The 16,564-nt window shown below is 35.0% G+C and carries 17 protein-coding genes; 12 read left to right on the forward strand and 5 right to left on the reverse strand.

Annotation, left to right across the window (positions count from 1 at the left end; translation table 11 throughout):
- Position 1: 1 nt before the first annotated feature.
- From OU683_RS06385 to OU683_RS06405, 5 genes are all read right to left on the reverse strand, one after another.
- Positions 2-307, reverse strand: a complete 306-nt coding sequence (locus OU683_RS06385; protein ID WP_268136395.1) for a hypothetical protein — start codon at positions 305-307, stop codon at positions 2-4.
- 4 nt (positions 308-311) lie between these two features.
- Positions 312-593 carry a helix-turn-helix domain-containing protein gene (locus OU683_RS06390; RefSeq protein ID WP_268136397.1) on the reverse strand — a complete coding sequence of 94 codons (282 nt, stop codon included), beginning with the start codon at positions 591-593 and terminating at the stop codon, positions 312-314.
- 93 nt (positions 594-686) lie between these two features.
- Positions 687-2,090, reverse strand: a complete 1,404-nt coding sequence (locus OU683_RS06395; RefSeq protein WP_268136399.1) for a hypothetical protein — start codon at positions 2,088-2,090, stop codon at positions 687-689.
- Positions 2,091-2,165: 75 nt separating this feature from the next.
- The gene (locus OU683_RS06400) at positions 2,166-3,413 is read right to left on the reverse strand and encodes a phage integrase SAM-like domain-containing protein (RefSeq protein ID WP_268136401.1); all 1,248 of its coding nucleotides are present in this window, start codon (positions 3,411-3,413) and stop codon (positions 2,166-2,168) included.
- A 799-nt stretch (positions 3,414-4,212) separates the two neighbouring features.
- Positions 4,213-4,593 (reverse strand): hypothetical protein, encoded by a 381-nt coding sequence (locus OU683_RS06405; RefSeq protein WP_268136403.1) that lies wholly within the window; start codon positions 4,591-4,593, stop codon positions 4,213-4,215.
- 87 nt (positions 4,594-4,680) lie between these two features.
- Between OU683_RS06405 and xerA the strand changes: the two genes are divergently transcribed.
- From xerA to OU683_RS06465, 12 genes are all read left to right on the forward strand, one after another.
- Entirely contained in the window at positions 4,681-5,805 is a 1,125-nt protein-coding gene (gene xerA, locus OU683_RS06410) for a site-specific tyrosine recombinase/integron integrase (RefSeq protein WP_268136405.1), read from the forward strand.
- Between the two features lie 112 nt (positions 5,806-5,917).
- Positions 5,918-6,328 carry a hypothetical protein gene (locus OU683_RS06415; protein ID WP_268136407.1) on the forward strand — a complete coding sequence of 137 codons (411 nt, stop codon included), beginning with the start codon at positions 5,918-5,920 and terminating at the stop codon, positions 6,326-6,328.
- A gap of 623 nt (positions 6,329-6,951) precedes the next feature.
- Positions 6,952-7,662 carry a hypothetical protein gene (locus OU683_RS06420; RefSeq protein WP_268136409.1) on the forward strand — a complete coding sequence of 237 codons (711 nt, stop codon included), beginning with the start codon at positions 6,952-6,954 and terminating at the stop codon, positions 7,660-7,662.
- Between the two features lie 182 nt (positions 7,663-7,844).
- A complete protein-coding gene (locus OU683_RS06425; RefSeq protein WP_268136411.1) occupies positions 7,845-8,672 on the forward strand; it encodes a hypothetical protein in 828 nt (275 codons plus the stop codon).
- Positions 8,673-9,851: 1,179 nt separating this feature from the next.
- On the forward strand, positions 9,852-10,310 hold the full coding sequence (locus OU683_RS06430) for a hypothetical protein (RefSeq protein WP_268136413.1): 459 nt from the start codon (positions 9,852-9,854) through the stop codon (positions 10,308-10,310).
- Between the two features lie 349 nt (positions 10,311-10,659).
- A complete protein-coding gene (locus OU683_RS06435) occupies positions 10,660-10,938 on the forward strand; it encodes a hypothetical protein (protein ID WP_268136415.1) in 279 nt (92 codons plus the stop codon).
- Positions 10,939-11,076: 138 nt separating this feature from the next.
- Positions 11,077-11,469: a hypothetical protein gene (locus OU683_RS06440; RefSeq protein WP_268136417.1), complete on the forward strand. Its 393-nt coding sequence runs from the start codon at positions 11,077-11,079 to the stop codon at positions 11,467-11,469.
- Between the two features lie 553 nt (positions 11,470-12,022).
- A complete protein-coding gene (locus tag OU683_RS06445) occupies positions 12,023-12,556 on the forward strand; it encodes a hypothetical protein (RefSeq protein ID WP_268136419.1) in 534 nt (177 codons plus the stop codon).
- 138 nt (positions 12,557-12,694) lie between these two features.
- Complete coding sequence (locus tag OU683_RS06450) at positions 12,695-13,276, forward strand: hypothetical protein (protein WP_268136421.1); 582 nt, start codon at positions 12,695-12,697, stop codon at positions 13,274-13,276.
- A gap of 235 nt (positions 13,277-13,511) precedes the next feature.
- The gene (locus OU683_RS06455; RefSeq protein ID WP_268136423.1) at positions 13,512-13,982 is read left to right on the forward strand and encodes a hypothetical protein; all 471 of its coding nucleotides are present in this window, start codon (positions 13,512-13,514) and stop codon (positions 13,980-13,982) included.
- 163 nt (positions 13,983-14,145) lie between these two features.
- Positions 14,146-14,694: an STM3941 family protein gene (locus tag OU683_RS06460; RefSeq protein ID WP_268136425.1), complete on the forward strand. Its 549-nt coding sequence runs from the start codon at positions 14,146-14,148 to the stop codon at positions 14,692-14,694.
- A gap of 1,180 nt (positions 14,695-15,874) precedes the next feature.
- Positions 15,875-16,420: a hypothetical protein gene (locus OU683_RS06465; protein ID WP_268136427.1), complete on the forward strand. Its 546-nt coding sequence runs from the start codon at positions 15,875-15,877 to the stop codon at positions 16,418-16,420.
- The last annotated feature ends 144 nt before the right edge of the window (positions 16,421-16,564 follow it).

A 16,564-nucleotide genomic window follows, 5' to 3' on the forward strand; every position in this document is an offset into this window, starting at 1 on the left:
CTTAAAATAGTTTTAGTTGGTCTGTTTTAGGAAATAGATCAGGGTTTCCGGTGTATTCATTTACATAAGGGTAACCGGTAACCTTGCATTTCCTTTTTCTCCTAACTGCTATTTTGCCCTCCTCAACAAGTCTTTTTACATACCTACAAATATTTTCACGCATTACGTTTGTTTGAACGTCTGCCTCTTTCATTGTTAAGGGTTTAGCCTTAAAAGCTTTATAAACCTTGCTTAATTGATCCTGAAAATTCTTATCTTTACCTTGTCCGTTGTTGAAAGGATTAAGGCTATTGGTGTAGTTGCTCATAGCCTTATTTTTTTAGTATTGTTAAACATTCCAGTAACTCACTTCTCTTATAATAACGCCTATTGGAAATTCCATAAGCTATTACCTTCCCTTTATTAGTCCAGGCCCAAAGAGTAGAGGAGTTAATTTGTAAGAATTGACAAGCCTGCTCCCTGGTAAGAAGTTCATCATTTGCCTCCTGTCTTTGGAGGTCTTTCTTCAGCTCTTGTAATTGATTTTTTACACCTTCAGAAATAAGATCTGCTAATTGTTCAGGTGTTGTTTGTAGAAATTGAATTGTACTCATTATGCAGTAGTTATGATTAATAATACTGCTAAATAAGAGCAACTTAAGAAGGTAGGTTAGCGCAATTTTGGGCTATTGTTGTGCAGAAAAGTGTTATTTCTGTGCTATATCCTTAAATTGATTTTTGACGGATTTAAACAGCTTGTTTCTCGTGTAATCTTCTTTGTATCTGCTGTCATTTCTTGTATAATCTTTTACATCAAATTGCGTAATTGCAAACTCAATAAATTTAGTTCCTTTACAGACTAAAAAATCTTTTTCTAATGCATAATATAGAAAACTATAATTTGAATTGTCTTTGCTTTCATCTTTATAAATTTCGTGCATCTTTAGGAAAAGAGTATATCCTAAATCATTACTAAAAATTTCCGGAAAAGGATTTTTTCTGAGTTGTAAATTCTCCTTTGGAGGTGTTTGTTTCTTGTCCTCATTCAGAATAGCCGAGCCATTAAAGTTTTGTATGTGAACCTTAAAACCCTCTAAAGCTTTAATATATTTGGTCGCTGTCTGTTTCTCAATTATAGTATTTAAGTAATCTATAAAATCACCTTTTAACTGGAATTGTTCGTGCTTATTTAACCGGTCAAATATGTAGATATACGTGGGCCTTGTAACTTCAAAAAACCATAAAAATTTATTCCAGTCATTAAATTTCCATTCCGGTAGTATGAAAGGAAAAATTACATCTACCTCTTTTGTTTTTTCGTATAGTTGTCTTTTACCTTCAGGGTTGTAAAGAGGTACTTCTTTTTTAATTTCCTGGTATTTCTCTTCAATTTGGTTAATATAATCGTCTAAATATTCTTTGTATTTGCTTTCTGTTTGGGCCTCTTTAATCTCCTTTAAATAGTCGCAAAAATCATTTTTGAGCCGTATTTGATTCTCAGAAGGTAAGTTGTTCAAAACGTATGAATAACGAGGCGTAGAGACTTCTAAAAATCTTAAAAACTTTTCCCAGTTATCAAATTTATACCTGAATAACCGGTAAGGAGGTATAAGATTAGCCTCAGGTGTTCTTTTGTATTTTTTTAGAACCTCCTCTAAAGCTATTTCTGAGTTATAAGCTTCATTAGCTTTTGAAATTTTTGTTTCAATTTCTAAAACTTGGTCATAATGTAAATGACCTGTAAAGGAGGTATTCGTATAATGGTGAAGTAGGACTGTAAAATTGTGCCTGGAAATATCTTTCAATTCCTTTTCGCAGTACTCCTTAGTTTCTTTACATCTGTCTTTATAGGAAAGTTCGCTTTCTTGACCGTAATTAATGGTTTCATTTTTGGCCTCACTAAGCATTAAATATAGTTCTCGTTTCCTTTCATTTAATTGACGGTCTAACTCCTTTTTAAAGCCTTCAACTACATCAAAGCATTTACTAAAAAATTCCTCAGCCTGGTAATGTTCTGCCTCAGCTTTCTTTTGCTCTCTTAATAGGTAATCTAAAAAATACTTTCGCTCATTAGCGTAGCCATGTAAGACTACATTTAGGAAATTAATCATTTGAAGTTTCTTTGCCTGTGGTTTTAATGTAAGAAATGTACAAAATGCACGTTAAAAACAACTTTAATTTTTTACTTAAAAGTAGTTGGCAATTTCTAAAGCCATATCTTTATTACTCTTACCTATGTAATTTAAAAACATAGCTTCTGTACTATGGCCTGTAATGTAGATCAGGTAGGAGGTTGGTAATTTTCCATAAAAATTAGTTGCAAAAGAACGTCTGCCAATATGTGAGGTAACTAATTTCCATTTTTGGTAAGTGCCATTTTCTTTACGGTAAATTCCGCTTTCCGGTTCTGTCTCAACCTGCATACTACCGGCTGTCATAGTATTTAATTTGGCCTCTCTACATACCTCTTTAATATAATCGTTGTATCGTTGGTCAGAAATAGCACGTGGAAATTTTCCTTTTCTTTTATCCAGGATCTCTAAAGCCTTTTTATGTAGTGGAACGGTCATAATTTTACTGGTCTTCTTTTGAGTAAATTCGAGTAAATGTTTACCCTCTTCTATTCTTATCATTTCATCAGTAAACCTCATAAAGTCCGAAATTCTTTGGCCTGTGTAGCAACTAACAATTAGCCAGTCCTTTGCATTTTCTAAATGTTCCGGTAATCCTTTGGTTTTCTCTATTTGTTCCAGTTCCTCAAAGGATAAATAAATCTTGTTTACTTTCTCTTTCTCTAACCTCAGCTTGTCTAACTGTGGGTGTGTTTCGACATCTAAGGATCTTGCATGTTTACAAAAAGTCTTAATTAGTCCTAATTCTCTTTGAGTAGTATTAATGCTATAATTCTGAGACCGGTAATATTCTGCAAATTCTCTTTTGAAGTTCTCGTTAATCTCTTTTATCAGGATCGGTTTTTTTCGCTGAAGTTGAAACCGCTCCATTTTATGTTTAATAACATTAAACTTTGTAACAGAGGCCGGTTTAATTTCGTGCTGTCGTACCTCAATATAAAAGTCAATATAATCAACGAGGTTTGTAGGTATTTTTCTGCCTTGCTGAGGTGGGTTATAATAATATTCAATTTGAAGTTGTAACCATTCTTTATCTACTGCCAAAGGATCAGCATTATTAAAAGCTTTCAATACGTGGTTTTCAATTTTGTTAAGTTCCTGGTTAACCTCAGCCTGTCTATTAATTATTTTAATATCCTTAGGCCGTTTCTGTTTGTGCTGTTTATTCCAGTAAGTTTTAGAAACTTCAAATTTAGTTTTTGCTCCAATAACATAGTCTTCATTATTAAAACGGTAAAGAAGACGTAAATTAAGAGGTGCTTTGTCCTTTGTAGATCGGAAAAGAAAATTAACAGTTGCCATTATAAGAAGTATTTGAACAATACAAATGTAATAGAATTGTACGATAGTTGTACGGTAATTTCAGAATAAATCAAAACTACTCCAAACTACAACAAAACCTAAAACCTCTTTTAAAGTGTTGATTATATTGGTTTTTCAGTATATTAGTCCTAAAATTAGGAGGTAAGAGGTAATTCATGTTTTGACTGTTAGTGTTCCCTCTTCCTCCGCACAGAAAAACCCGCAACGAAAGTTGTGGGTTTTTCATTTCCAGGAAACGTGAAAATTTTTCTTTCTAAAGTGGATGAGATAGAGAACAGCACCGCGAAGGGAATACCCAGTCTTCTTTGTAAAGTCCTCCTTCCCAAATCAACTTACATTAATTCATCTTTCTCTGCCGGAGAAATTTAAAAATCTTCCAAAACCTTGTAAATCAACATTATTATGGTTTTTTAAATTTTAACCATTTCCTTATTATATCCAATTATATCCAATTATATCCAATTATATCCTGGGGAAGGAATATGAGAGCCGGTTTAAGAAGAGATCCAGTATGGCCTTTTAAACCCTATTAAAAAGCAGGTAGTGAGAAGGAGCCGATTCAGGAAAAATTGAGGTGAAAACCGAGAATAGGTTAAAAGAATTTGAATTTTAGCAATAATAGTCATACAGGATGTAGGAAAAAAGTATCAAAAATGAGGAAAACCGTAATTTTTATCTTTTAATTAACATTAGATTAGCTGCATATGTTGGTGCCGGTCTGGGACTCAGCAACCGGAGGTGTGGAAAAAGATCAGGTTAAGTGGCGATAGATGTTGATTTATTTTGCCATGTATGGCTGCCAGGTAACAAGAATGTATTTTTTCTTATTATTTTCCATTCGGGAGAGAAAACCGAACTCGTAAACAAAAAGATAAACATCTCCCTGACTGTTTTTCCAAAAATGCGTGAAGAAATTGGGATCAAATTGCTGGTCAATTAACACCTGTGCCCTCACAGTTGCTTTTCCAGCTTTGTTGTACTGCTTTAATAGTTTTCTGTTGATTTTTAGTTGTCGGTCCACTTTTGCATAAAAGCCTGCGTTACCTTGTTTACTCCTGTTATAATGCCAGGAGCTTTTGCAATAAACGTCGCAGAACTTTTTATCTGATCTTCCTTTTAGTTCCTGATCACAGGCCAGACATTTTTTTTGAAGTTCCATCCTTCACATCCATTTTAGTCGTATAATATACGGATAATAAACGCCTTATGGTTTTTTTTCAGTCTACTTTTACTAAAAAGAATCTTAATGGACAGGAAATATGTGACATTAAAGAATTTAATGATAGGCCAGGAGAAGTGCATTGGTTTAAAATTTTTTGCAGACAAGGTGGTACAGGCTCTGGTGAATGATTTTCCGGGAGTTAAATGGAGTGAGGAGTTTAGTATGAATTATATATTGAATACTCCTGCTAACCTGGAGCTGGTTTTTAACAGCTTTCGCGGGGTGGCCTGGATCAACTGTAACCATTTTTATTCCAGAAGCAATTTTGGAAAAGAATTAGAACCGGTAAACATACAAGCCCTTCAAAAGAGAGAGCCTGTTGATGGGAGAAAATTCTGCCCCGGGAGTTATCTGCAAAAGCTCGAGTTGAAGAGATATGCAGCCAGCACCGTGAGAACTTATGTTTCGTGCTTTGAGACTTTTATGAATTATTACAGTAATAGAGAAGTAAAGGATCTCAACGAAAATGATATAAGGCTTTACCTTCAAAAATTGATACGCGAAGAGGCTTCCCATTCCTATATTAATCAGTCAATCAACGCAATAAAATTTTACTACGAAGTTGTTTTGGAAATGCCCAATCGGTTTTATGCCATTGAACGTCCCAGGGCAGAGGAGAAGCTTCCAGAGGTTTTGGCCAAAGAGGAAGTGCTATGTATCATTGAAAATACAAATAATATCAAACATCGCTGTGTAGTTAGCCTGTTGTATTCTGCAGGACTTAGAAGGGGTGAAGTTCTTAATCTGAAAATAGGTGATATTGACAGCAAGAGAATGGTGATCAAGGTGAGATCGGGCAAAGGGAATAAGGACCGCTACACTATACTCTCTGAAAAACTTCTTGGTGATCTACGAAAGTACTTTTTGGAATGGCGGCCAAAAGAGCATTTATTTGAAGGTCCTAAGGGAGATAAATACTCAGCCGAAAGTGTAGTAAAGATTGTTAAGGAGGCATCCCGAAAAGCGGGGATACGAAAGAGAGTTACGCCGCATATGCTTCGACATTCTTTTGCCACTCATCTTTTGGAGAGTGGTACAGATTTGCGTTACATCCAGGTGCTGTTAGGACATAAAAGCACCAAAACCACAGAAATATATACGCACGTGGCCACAAATATTTTTTTCAAGATCAAAAATCCGCTAGATTAGCCAGTAAAGTACAATAAAGACAAAGTGTATATAAATGTACCACTGTGTTTATACGTACGTTACCTGCAATTGCTCCGGACTAAACTTAATAATTTCAAAACAACTAAAAAGTATGACTGAAAAACTACTTCCAAATTACTCTAAGAAAATCGCACTGACCATTGGATTAATATCAATATTCACCCTGATATTAATTTTTTCCTTAGGTAGTAACATAAAAGAAATTGATCCAACCATATTAGAATGGATATTTAAAAATATTTTTCTTGTTTCACTTTTAGTTTTAGTATTCTCTAAAGAGAAAAAGGAATCTCTGAAAATTAATAATATTAGACTTCAACAGACAAGAGATGCTTTAGGATTTGGAGTAGTAGTCATAGTATTAGATTCATTATCTGAAATTATTTTCTGGGATGGAGACTTTGAAATGAAAAGCGGATTTACAATTATGGTAATGGTACTTCTATATTATTTAATATTTTTCACTTACAAAAAGTATAATTACAACAAAACCATATTATAGAAATTTATAGAATATACACAGTAGAACATATTTTGCGCACTCACTCGGACGTGTCGCCAAAGCAGGTAACAACATATAAAAACAATGCTAAAACCTGTCTCAAATCGAAACTCCCGGCTCGTTTGCAACGCCTGATTGTCCTACGGACAATCAAGCTCGCCCGCTCGCACAGTTTTTATACGAGACGTTGTAACAAATGCTGCTGACAAACAAAAGGCGTGAAAAAATAAAACTGACTCTGAAAAATAATTGACCTTTAAAAATACCATTTTTGAGAAGGAAGAAAATCAGAGTTTAAAAATATAATCCAGCGGATTTTCTCACTCGAAGCGGAGAAAAATAATCGGACTTGGAAATGCCTTTTTTGAGAGGTAAGAAAATTTAAAGTTTCAAATAATTTGCAGCGGACTCTTACTCAGTCCTGGAAAATAAAAAAACGCAGAGCAACAGGGCGGCTCACTCAGGCGGGCAGCACTTGTTACAACATTGCATAAAAACAATGCTCAAACCTGTCTCAATTCGAAAGTCCGTGCTCGCTTGCTGCGCTGATTGTCCTGCGGACAATCACGCTCGCCAGCCCGCACAGTTTTTATACGGGCCGTTAGGCACAAGCCCAAGAAAATATGATAAATACCGATAAACCTTGGATATCAGGACCAAAGGAATTACTAATTCACGGAATAGATCATTTAGAATTAAACACTGGGTTTAATTGCCGAATTGCAATGATATCTATTGACAATTCAGTGGAATTGATGATTAAGACATACTTAGGTCTTCCAAAACGGATAACAGGTATTAATGGCTTAAGTAGAAAGAAATTAGAAGATATAACCTCTACATTTCCAAATCTTCTTGATGGTTTAGAAGAATATGCCAATGAAAAACTAAAAGGAATTGAACTTGGTGACATTGAATGGTTTCACCGTCTGAGAAATCAGCTTTACCACGACGGTAATGGTATCACTGTAGAAAAAGAAAAAGTCGAGGCATATGCTGAAATAGCAAAAATTTTATTTGAGAACTTTTTTGGAGTAAATATCGAGCAGGATTTAAATAGAGAATTGAAACATAGTTTAGTTGGAGAATTCTTGAGTGAATGGGCAAAGTTAGAAAAGCTGACTCTTCTTGAAGGAAAATATAAGATTTACTCTCCTATGAGAAGGTTCCGTCAAATGCAAGACAACGGAGATCTAACTTTAGGAGAATTTGACAGACTAAATGATTTAAGGAAGTTTCGAAATGATTTGGTTCACGGTATGACAACCCCCTCAAAAAGAGAACTACAAGAGTCAATCAAAGAAATCAAGTTTATCCAGGAAAAGTTGAGCTAAAGGCCAGTGCCTAACAACATATAAAAACAATGCTCAAATAAGTCTCAAATCCAAATATAGTGCTCGCTTGCAACGCCTGATTGTCCTGCGGACAATCAAGCTCGCCCGCTCGCACAGTTTTTATACGAGACGTTGTGCACAATCAATAGAACTGAATTAATAGGAAATATTCAATAATAAAATTGAAAAAATTTCTCTACATAGCATTTTTTATCTCCCAAACAATTTTCTGTCAAGTAGAAATTGACACCTCAATTTTGGCAAGAGAAAGAATAGAGTATCAAATCAATTGGAAAAATAATGATACTACTAAATGGAGAACTACTGAATTTTATCAAAGTGGATTAATTAAAGAAACACTTCATTTAGATAGTGTTTCCAATGAAGTTTCGATATTTTTAAATGAAGTTAAACCTTACGAATTTGATAAAGGGACTTATTTGATTTATGCAAAATTCGGACAAGGGGAAGACAGTTTCATTCTTAGAAATTATCTTAATAAGAAAAACATTATTGATTCTACTAAAATTAAATACGGAGGCGGGAAAGGGAAAGATACTTCTTTCGTTGCCGTCAAAAAATATTATCCCTCTGGTAAATTAAAAGAAATCCAAACCTGGGAGGGTACTTATTTTTACGAATATGGCATCTTTGGAAAAGTAAAAAAAATTAAATTTTCATCTGTTCACACTAATAAAACGAGCTATTACAAAAATGGACTCCTGCAGAGAATAGATGCCAAAAATCCCTTCATTCGAATTGACTCTATTCAATACAATAAAGCAAAAAAACCTATTCGAGTTGATCGAAAGTTTGAATACATCATTTTCGAATATGATGATCAACGAAGATTAATTGAAAAATCAACTTATAGAAAAGGTCAAAAGAAAATTCCAATAGAAAAAGTCAATTACAAATACGAGAATGGAAATCTGAAATCTGAAGATACATTCCTACTTGGAGGCAAAAAGATTTCTTCTTCTTATTTCGTTTATAAGAACGAGCCATAGCTAAGATTGAAAAATTGAAATAGACTGTGCACAACAACGTATAAAAACAATGCTATCTTAGTGTCGAATCAAAAGCCAGTGTGTACTTGCTGCGTCTGATTTTCCTGCGGAAAATCATGGCCTGCAATCGCCGCACAGTTTTTATACGAGACGTTAGCAAACAGTTAAATGACACAAACTAAAATTCTTATCGGAATTGGAGTTCTAATCGGACTTCTACTGTTTAAGCAAACGAAGCCTCTATTTTTAAAAGTCATCTTAATCGGACTTGCAATTACTTACGGACTCGGATATTTTGCTGAATTCCCGCTCGGAACCATAGCTTATGCTTTGTTTGCCGTTTTTGCTTTAGCATTTTCTGTTTGGTGCGGATTTAATCAAAAATGGACGAGACTGATTATCGGAATTTTCACTGTAATCTCGTACATTTTTAACTTGATGAGTTTTCCCTATGATACGAACTTAAGTTAGCAATGCTAATCCCAATTATTCCTTATGCTTTTATCTTTAGAAATTTAAAAGCATATAAAAATGAGCTGTCAGTTTTGACTATTTTGGTTAGCTATGAAATAAGTGAATTGATAAAAATAATTCAATTATGGATGAAATAAAACCGTTTGCTAACAACGTATAAAAACAATGCTTAATTTGTTCTCGAATCGAAAGTCCGTGCTCGCTTGCAACGCCTGATTGTCCTGCGGACAATCAAGCTCGCCAGCTCGCACTGTTTTTATACGGGACGTTACCAAAAATGGCTCCAGAATAAATTTAAACTAAACAATGTTATACAATGTCAAATGCTAAACACACTTCAAAAAATCATTTTAGTAAAAAGGAAATTTTTACAGTTGGGTTAAGCTTCCTCTTTTTCTATTCAATCTTTTCAAATTGGGACTTAATAAAAAGTTGGATTTCGGACTTGTTTTAAAAGAGGGCTAAGATTAGATCGGACAGCGAAGCGGACATTTTGATCCGGACAAAAAACCGATTGCAGAAGCCTTTTTACTCAAACGCGTCGCCAAATTTGGTAACAACATATAAAAACAATGCTTAAATCAGTCTCAAATCGAAATTCCGTGCTCGCTTGCTGCGTCTGATTTTCCTGCGGAAAATCATCCCTGGCAGTCGCCGCACTGTTTTTATACGAGACGTTGCCTGCAAGCGGAAATTCCACTAAAAATGAACTTGATCAATAAACTTAAAAATATATTTTCAAAGAAGGATTGGATGGAGACGCCCGATTTAAACTGGGAGAATTATAAAATTCAATTTGAAATTTTAGAGGAGGAACAATTATTAGAAATTGCCGGACTTTGCAGAACCCGACTGACCAGCGAAAATTCTTATACTAAAAAATCCGGTCTCAACCTGACCGACAGCATTAAATGCCAATCACTCGATTCTTTGATACCTACAGTCAAACAAATATGGGAAACAGATTTTACCGACACCCACAAAGTAAGTAATGAAAAAGGATGGATTTATAGATATTACGTGGATATTGATGAGAAGGTTAATCAAATCTCTTTAAATAATGTACTGAAAGCTGCGGACGGAACTATAGGGAATGTTATTTATTCCGTACTCGTAATCAAGAAAATTCAAAACGAATACTATTGTTGGAATCTTTTGGAGTGAAAAAGCCTGCAGGCAACAATATATAAAAACAATGCTTGAACCTGTCTCAATTCGAAAGTCCGTGCTCGCTTGCTCAGCGGATTGTCCTGCGGACAATCTCGCTCGCCAGCTCGCACTGTTTTTATACGGGACGTTGGCAACAATTAAATAAATTCTTGAAATAATGAAAAATTAGAATAAAACGGGTAAAATAAAGAGCTTGGTGATTTTAATTCTCTGTATTCTATCAGTTATAATTAGGGATTTTGATGGAAAATCCGAATCCGATACCGAATTCTACATCGGGCTAATCATCATAAACTTTTTATTTGTTGTGATATTCTTCCCACTCAGCGCGAAATTTTGGAGTTTGTTCGGTAGTAAATTTGAGAAACCGACTTGGAATGAGAATCCTATCACTTTTAAACCCTCAAAGAGTTTTAATTTTTTTCAGTTTATTGCTTTCTGGTTTATGACCGCAGGCTTTATTAATGTTCTTTTAGTTGGAATAATTAATCAACAATTTGATGGAGAATATGCTCATTTATTTTTTGGTGGAGTTAGTTTATTAATCGGAATAAAATTGAGCTTGAGATGGTTGAATAAAAGTGGAAACGGAGAAGAAAAAACTGTTGCCAACAACATATAAAAACAATGCTTAAATCAGTCTCAAATCGAAAATCCCGCTCGCTTGTCACGCCTGATTGTCCTGCGGACAATCAAGCTCGCCAGCTCGCACTGTTTTTATACGGGACGTTGTGGGCAATTTGAAAACCTTATCCAAAAAATGTTCTACCAATTAAATCCAGAAAAGTTTAAATCAGATATCAAAAGGTTTAGGATTATACTGATTATTCTGACTGTATTCCACCTCGGCTTTTTTGGCATCTTGTTCGGAGGTTTTTTCTTCATCGTTAAGAACGGGATAACTGATGGTGGAATCATTGCCCTATGGTTTCTTTCATTGTTTCTAAGCGGACTAATATTGAGTATTTTTCAAATTATTCTCTCTTACCGGATAAAAAAGTATGAGCGGAAGTACATGCCTGTTCCGTCAGAGAAAAATAAGGACAATTTTAGAATGATGTTTTTTACTGGAATAATCGGACTTTGGTTATGGCTGCCAAATAAAAAGGAAGTGCAAAAAATCATTGAAAAAACTGCCCACAACACTATATAAAAACAATGCTCAAACCTGTCTCGAACCGAAACTCCACGGTCGCTTGCAACACCTGATTGTCCTGCGGAAAATCATCGCCGGCAATCGCCGCACTGTTTTTATACGGGACGTTAGCAAATATTTAAAATGACTCAATGAAGTTTTTCAATATTCTTTATTTCAATTTGTATAAGAATAGTCAGAAGGGTAACGCAGCTCCCGAAATACCTGTTTTAGGTATTATTTCTTTTGGCCAGGTCTTTAATATAATTACAGTAATTAATGTATTTCTGATCCTTTTCAAACCGGGTTTCAATTATGAAATTCATAAGTTGTTTTTGGTATTGGCCGTTATACTTTTCGGATTTAATTACTTCTATTTTGAAAAAAAGAAAGTTGGAAGTGAAATTATGGCGGATGAAAAGCTGGACTTAAAAGAGAAATCATTCCTGACTTATCTATATCTCATATTTTCAGTTTTTTTAGCTGGATTCAGTTATTACTTGCTCCGAGAGTTCTAAGAAAAAACAGGCGCGCGCTAACTGTATAAAAACCAGAACAGGAATTGCCATTTTTGGATCATATAAAAAAACATTTGCTAACAACATATAAAAACAATGCTAAAACCTGTCTCAAATCGAAACTCCGTGCTCGCTTGCAACGCCTGATTGTCCTGCGGACAATCAAGCTCGCCAGCTCGCACTGTTTTTATACGAGACGTTGGCAAAAATCAGAAAAACATATGGCTGGAATAATTGAACCTGATTTAGAAAAATACTTTCATTTCTTAATTGCCGACTACGGATTTGAGAAAATGGAAGAATATTCCATCGGCAGAGAGGTGTTTAATGATTATTTCAAAAAAGGAACTCTTATAAAGATCATTTTTGACGGGACTTTGAGAGTGAATATAAGCAAGGCAAAAGACTACAGTCAAAGCGATAATTTTTCGGAAAGGAATTTTAGAAAAGTAGTTGGTCTGAATCACCAAATCTCAAAAGCTGACCTGGAGAAAATGTATAATGAGGAAGGTCATTTTAAAGAGCAAGCACGGCTGATTTCTGACATTCTTAAAAAAAATACGAAACTTATGGAATCGGGAAAATGACTTTTGCCAACAACATATAAAAACAATGCTTAAACCTGTCTCAAATCGAACCTCCGTGCTCGCTTGCTTAGCGGATTGTCCTGCGGACAATCACGCACGCCAGCTCGCACTGTTTTTATACGAGACGTTGCCTGCAATATGAAAAAAACATTATTTATTATCATAATGACAGCGTTTGTCTCTTCTTGTGGCTCGTCTAAAATTGAGAAGGAAGGGATTGTTGATGAAAAGTTTACACTTTGTTCTGACCTTAAATACGACCGACTAATTACTGAGTTCTATCCCAATGAAGGAAAGACAATCCTAAAGAAAAACATTCATAGCCTTTTCGAAAACTTTTTACTAAAACAAGGCTATCTGACTGAAATAAGTAAGGCTGGGTATGAAGATTTGTTGGAAAAAGTGAAACGTGGTGAAGTAAGTGAAAAATCGACTGAACAATTTAGAGAGGAATTAGATTTTGATCCGTCTTTATTATTTCCTAGCAGTACTTTCATGAGCTGTTATACGATGCTAATCGAAGAATTTAAACTTGTGAATGAAAAAGGCTGGCACTCCCAATTTAGAGACGCTTATTGGAAATTTGAAGCAAACGGAGACCTGGATTCAGATAATTCCAATCAAATAGAAAAGGCTCTGCAACTGATCCCAGAGGAGAAATTTAAAGAAATTGAATACCGTAAATTATTTTTAGATTTAATCTATATGCACGTCAGATAATACTGCAGGCAACAACATATAAAAACAATGCTCAAACCCGTCTCGAATCGAAACTCAGTGCTCACTTGTTCAGCGGATTGTCCTGCGGACAATCACGCTCGCCAGCTCGCACTGTTTTTATACGAAACGTTGTGCATAATTGTAAAACAGAATTTTAATGTATAAATTTTTCCTCCTAATTATATTCTCAATTTTGCTGATCTCTTGTGGTAGAACGGATAATCGAATCATTAAAATGAGAGAATTGCAAACAGTCAGCGTGGCCTTCAACCGTGTGGAATTAATTTATGATCAAAAAAACCCTTTGTTTAAAAGGTTGTTGAACAGTGCTAAGAAAGATAAAAACAATCTATATACTGCAGATATTCCGGAGATACTGAACTTAACCCGAAATTTAAACGACAGTGTAGAGAAAGGCATTAGTGAACTGGAGCAATTAGGAGTAATAATTCCCGACTCAAAACTGATTCCAACTTCTATTGCCTATTTAAAAAGTGTAAACAGTTGGGAAAAAGATGTTCCTGAGTTCCTAAAATTAGTCACGGACACAATTGACAATAATCATATAGAGCAGGGTGAAAAAATAAGTAAGGGAATAAGTGAAATGTATTCATCAAAATCTAATTATCAGAATCAAATAAATATCTTCTACAGGGAGAACAAATTTTCAAAAAGAGAAATTGATTCTTTAATTGGAAAAGAATAAACAACTATGCACAACAATATATAAAAACAATGCTTAAACCTGTACCAAATCGAAAGTCACTGTTCACTTTCGGCGTCTGATTGTCCTGCGGACAATCACGCCCGCTCGCTCGCACAGTTTTTATACGGGACGTTGCCACACATTTAACGAAACTTAGAATAGAGTGATCGAAAAAATTGAAATACCATTAAGTAAGAAAAAAATTATATTTCTTTTAGGTGGTGGAGTTATTTTAATAGCTGGTGGAATCTGGCTTGCAGCAAATCCAGAAAATTTCATTCCTAATCTTTTTCGGATCACTGATCCAGACTTTATAAGATTTTGGGGTATTGCTGGAATAGTTTTTTTTGGATTAGCTTTAATTTTCGGGATTAAAAAACTTTTCGATAAAAGAAGCGGATTAATCATTGACCAAGAGGGAATAACCGACAACTCTAACGCTTCGAGCATCGGACTGATCAAGTGGGCGGATATTACCGATATAAGAACAGAACAAGTTATGTCCACAAAATTCTTCTTGATCGATGTGAAGAATCCGGAGTATTATATTGAAAACTCAAACAGCCGTCTTAAAATGAAATTACTTAGAGCGAATATGAGTAGCTATGGAACTCCTCTTTCTATAACATTAAGCACATTAGATTACGATTTTCACCGACTTGAAAAATTGATTAAGGAGAGCAGAGAAAAAACGTGTGGCAACAACGTATAAAAAAAATGCTCAAACCTGTCTCAATTCGAAAGTCCGTGCTTGCTTGCAACGCCTGATTGTCCTGCGGACAATCAAGCTCGCCAGCTCGCACTATTTTTTATACGGGACGTTGGCAACAAGCTAAAAAAATGAAAATGAATAAACTGATTTTGCTAAAGCTAATCGGACTCGGAATTCTACTTATTTACTCCTTCAGTTTTATTTGGATTTCTTTACTGTACCTATTCGGATATCTTTATCAGCCAATAAACGACTCGGATCTGCAGAAATATTTTCCTTTTGAATATTTTGTTATGATGATATCCGCAGTGATTATAATCGGACTGATTCTCCTAAAGAGTAGAAGTTTTATTGCAGTTCTTTTACAAAATGTTGTAATTCTAATTTTTGCAGTACCTTTTTTCTATTCTTTCCTGGATTTGATAAACTTCGGTATCAACAATGTTGAAAATATCTACATTCCTTTTTCTTTGATTATTATAGGAAGCCTGATAATTATTAATCTAAATGATTGGCTAAAAGTGAAAAAGCCAGTTGCCAACAATATATAAAAACAATGCTCAAACCTGTCACGATTTGAAAATCATTGCTCGCTTGCAACGCCTGATTGTCCTGCGGACAATCAAGCTCGCCAGCTCGCACTGTTTTTATACGGGACGTTGCCAAAAATGCTGCTGACCAACGAAACGCGGGAAAAATAAAACCTGACTCAAATAAAACGAACTTCTAAAATGCCATTTTTGAAAGGAAAGAAAAATTGAGTTTTAAAAGAAGGATTGCGGCGGATTACTCACTCAGGCGGAGAAAAAAAAGAAGCGGTAAAAACATCATTTTTGAGAGGTAAGAAAAATTGAGTTTCAAAAGAAAGTGCAGCCGACTTACTCACTCAACCGGAGAAATAAAAATCGGACGTAAAATTGCCTTTTTTGAGAGGTAAGAAAAAATAAACTTTAAAAACAAAACGCAGCGGATTGAAAAACGAAGCGGCTCACTCTGGCGTGCAGCACTATTTGGCAACAACATATAAAAACAATGCTAAACTGCGTACCAATTCGAAACACCCTGCTCGCTTGCAACGCCTGATTGTCCTGCGGACAATCAAGCTCGCCAGCTTGCACTGTTTTTATACGGGACGTTGGCAAACATTCAAAAAATTGGTTACTAAGGTTAGAATTAGCAGATGAAGATTATAATTACAGCGATATTTTCTGTGTTTCTTGGATTGCTGAGCAGTACAATTTATGCTCAAGAAAATGACCCGCGCATAATCTGCGATGAATGTCTGTTTCTGTTAAATCCACTTATAAATGTACCGCTGTGTCTGGGTACGGACAAAAGTGAAGTGTTGAACAATTTTGACTCCTACACTCTTGATACAACGGACACTTTTATAAATCAAAAGAGAGCTGTCACTTATCAAGTAAAAAAAGATATTAATTTACCCAATAATGAAAATGTCCAGCTCGACGGGTTTCTGGTTTTTGTTGATAATGAGTTAGATTTAATTGAATTTAATATTCCAGTCAGTTCTGATTTTCTTTATTTAAATAGTTTGAAAGAAGCAATTCAAGAAACAGACAAAAAAGGTCTAAACCGATTCATTTATCTGTCAAAAAGAAATTCTAATCAGGAACAAAGTGATTTATGTACTAAGCGTTTCTTGTGGCGACGGAGCTTTAAAAATCCTGAGATTTATGAGCTTCATCTTAAATATTACAGAAACTAAAATAGATTATAACCGGAAGAAAAACGTTTGCCAACAACATATAAAAACAATGCTTAAACCTGTCCTAAATCGAAACTCCCTGCTCGCTTGCTCAGCGGATTGTCCTGCGGACAATCACGCTCGCCAGCTCGCACTGTTTTTATA

The sequence above is a fragment of the Salinimicrobium sp. TH3 genome, from assembly GCF_026676115.1.
Taxonomy (GTDB): Bacteria; Bacteroidota; Bacteroidia; order Flavobacteriales; family Flavobacteriaceae; genus Salinimicrobium.

What these genes read in the sequence shown, in the direction of transcription:
- OU683_RS06430 (WP_268136413.1), top strand. Translation starts at nt 9,852, where the DNA reads ATGAACTTGATCAATAAACTTAAAAATATATTTTCAAAGAAGGATTGG.
- OU683_RS06405 (WP_268136403.1), bottom strand. Translation starts at nt 4,593, where the DNA reads ATGGAACTTCAAAAAAAATGTCTGGCCTGTGATCAGGAACTAAAAGGA.
- OU683_RS06400 (WP_268136401.1), bottom strand. Translation starts at nt 3,413, where the DNA reads ATGGCAACTGTTAATTTTCTTTTCCGATCTACAAAGGACAAAGCACCT.
- OU683_RS06390 (WP_268136397.1), bottom strand. Translation starts at nt 593, where the DNA reads ATGAGTACAATTCAATTTCTACAAACAACACCTGAACAATTAGCAGAT.
- OU683_RS06440 (WP_268136417.1), top strand. Translation starts at nt 11,077, where the DNA reads ATGTTCTACCAATTAAATCCAGAAAAGTTTAAATCAGATATCAAAAGG.
- OU683_RS06450 (WP_268136421.1), top strand. Translation starts at nt 12,695, where the DNA reads ATGAAAAAAACATTATTTATTATCATAATGACAGCGTTTGTCTCTTCT.
- OU683_RS06465 (WP_268136427.1), top strand. Translation starts at nt 15,875, where the DNA reads ATGAAGATTATAATTACAGCGATATTTTCTGTGTTTCTTGGATTGCTG.
- OU683_RS06395 (WP_268136399.1), bottom strand. Translation starts at nt 2,090, where the DNA reads ATGATTAATTTCCTAAATGTAGTCTTACATGGCTACGCTAATGAGCGA.
- OU683_RS06455 (WP_268136423.1), top strand. Translation starts at nt 13,512, where the DNA reads ATGAGAGAATTGCAAACAGTCAGCGTGGCCTTCAACCGTGTGGAATTA.
- OU683_RS06415 (WP_268136407.1), top strand. Translation starts at nt 5,918, where the DNA reads ATGACTGAAAAACTACTTCCAAATTACTCTAAGAAAATCGCACTGACC.
- xerA (WP_268136405.1), top strand. Translation starts at nt 4,681, where the DNA reads ATGGACAGGAAATATGTGACATTAAAGAATTTAATGATAGGCCAGGAG.
- OU683_RS06420 (WP_268136409.1), top strand. Translation starts at nt 6,952, where the DNA reads ATGATAAATACCGATAAACCTTGGATATCAGGACCAAAGGAATTACTA.
- OU683_RS06385 (WP_268136395.1), bottom strand. Translation starts at nt 307, where the DNA reads ATGAGCAACTACACCAATAGCCTTAATCCTTTCAACAACGGACAAGGT.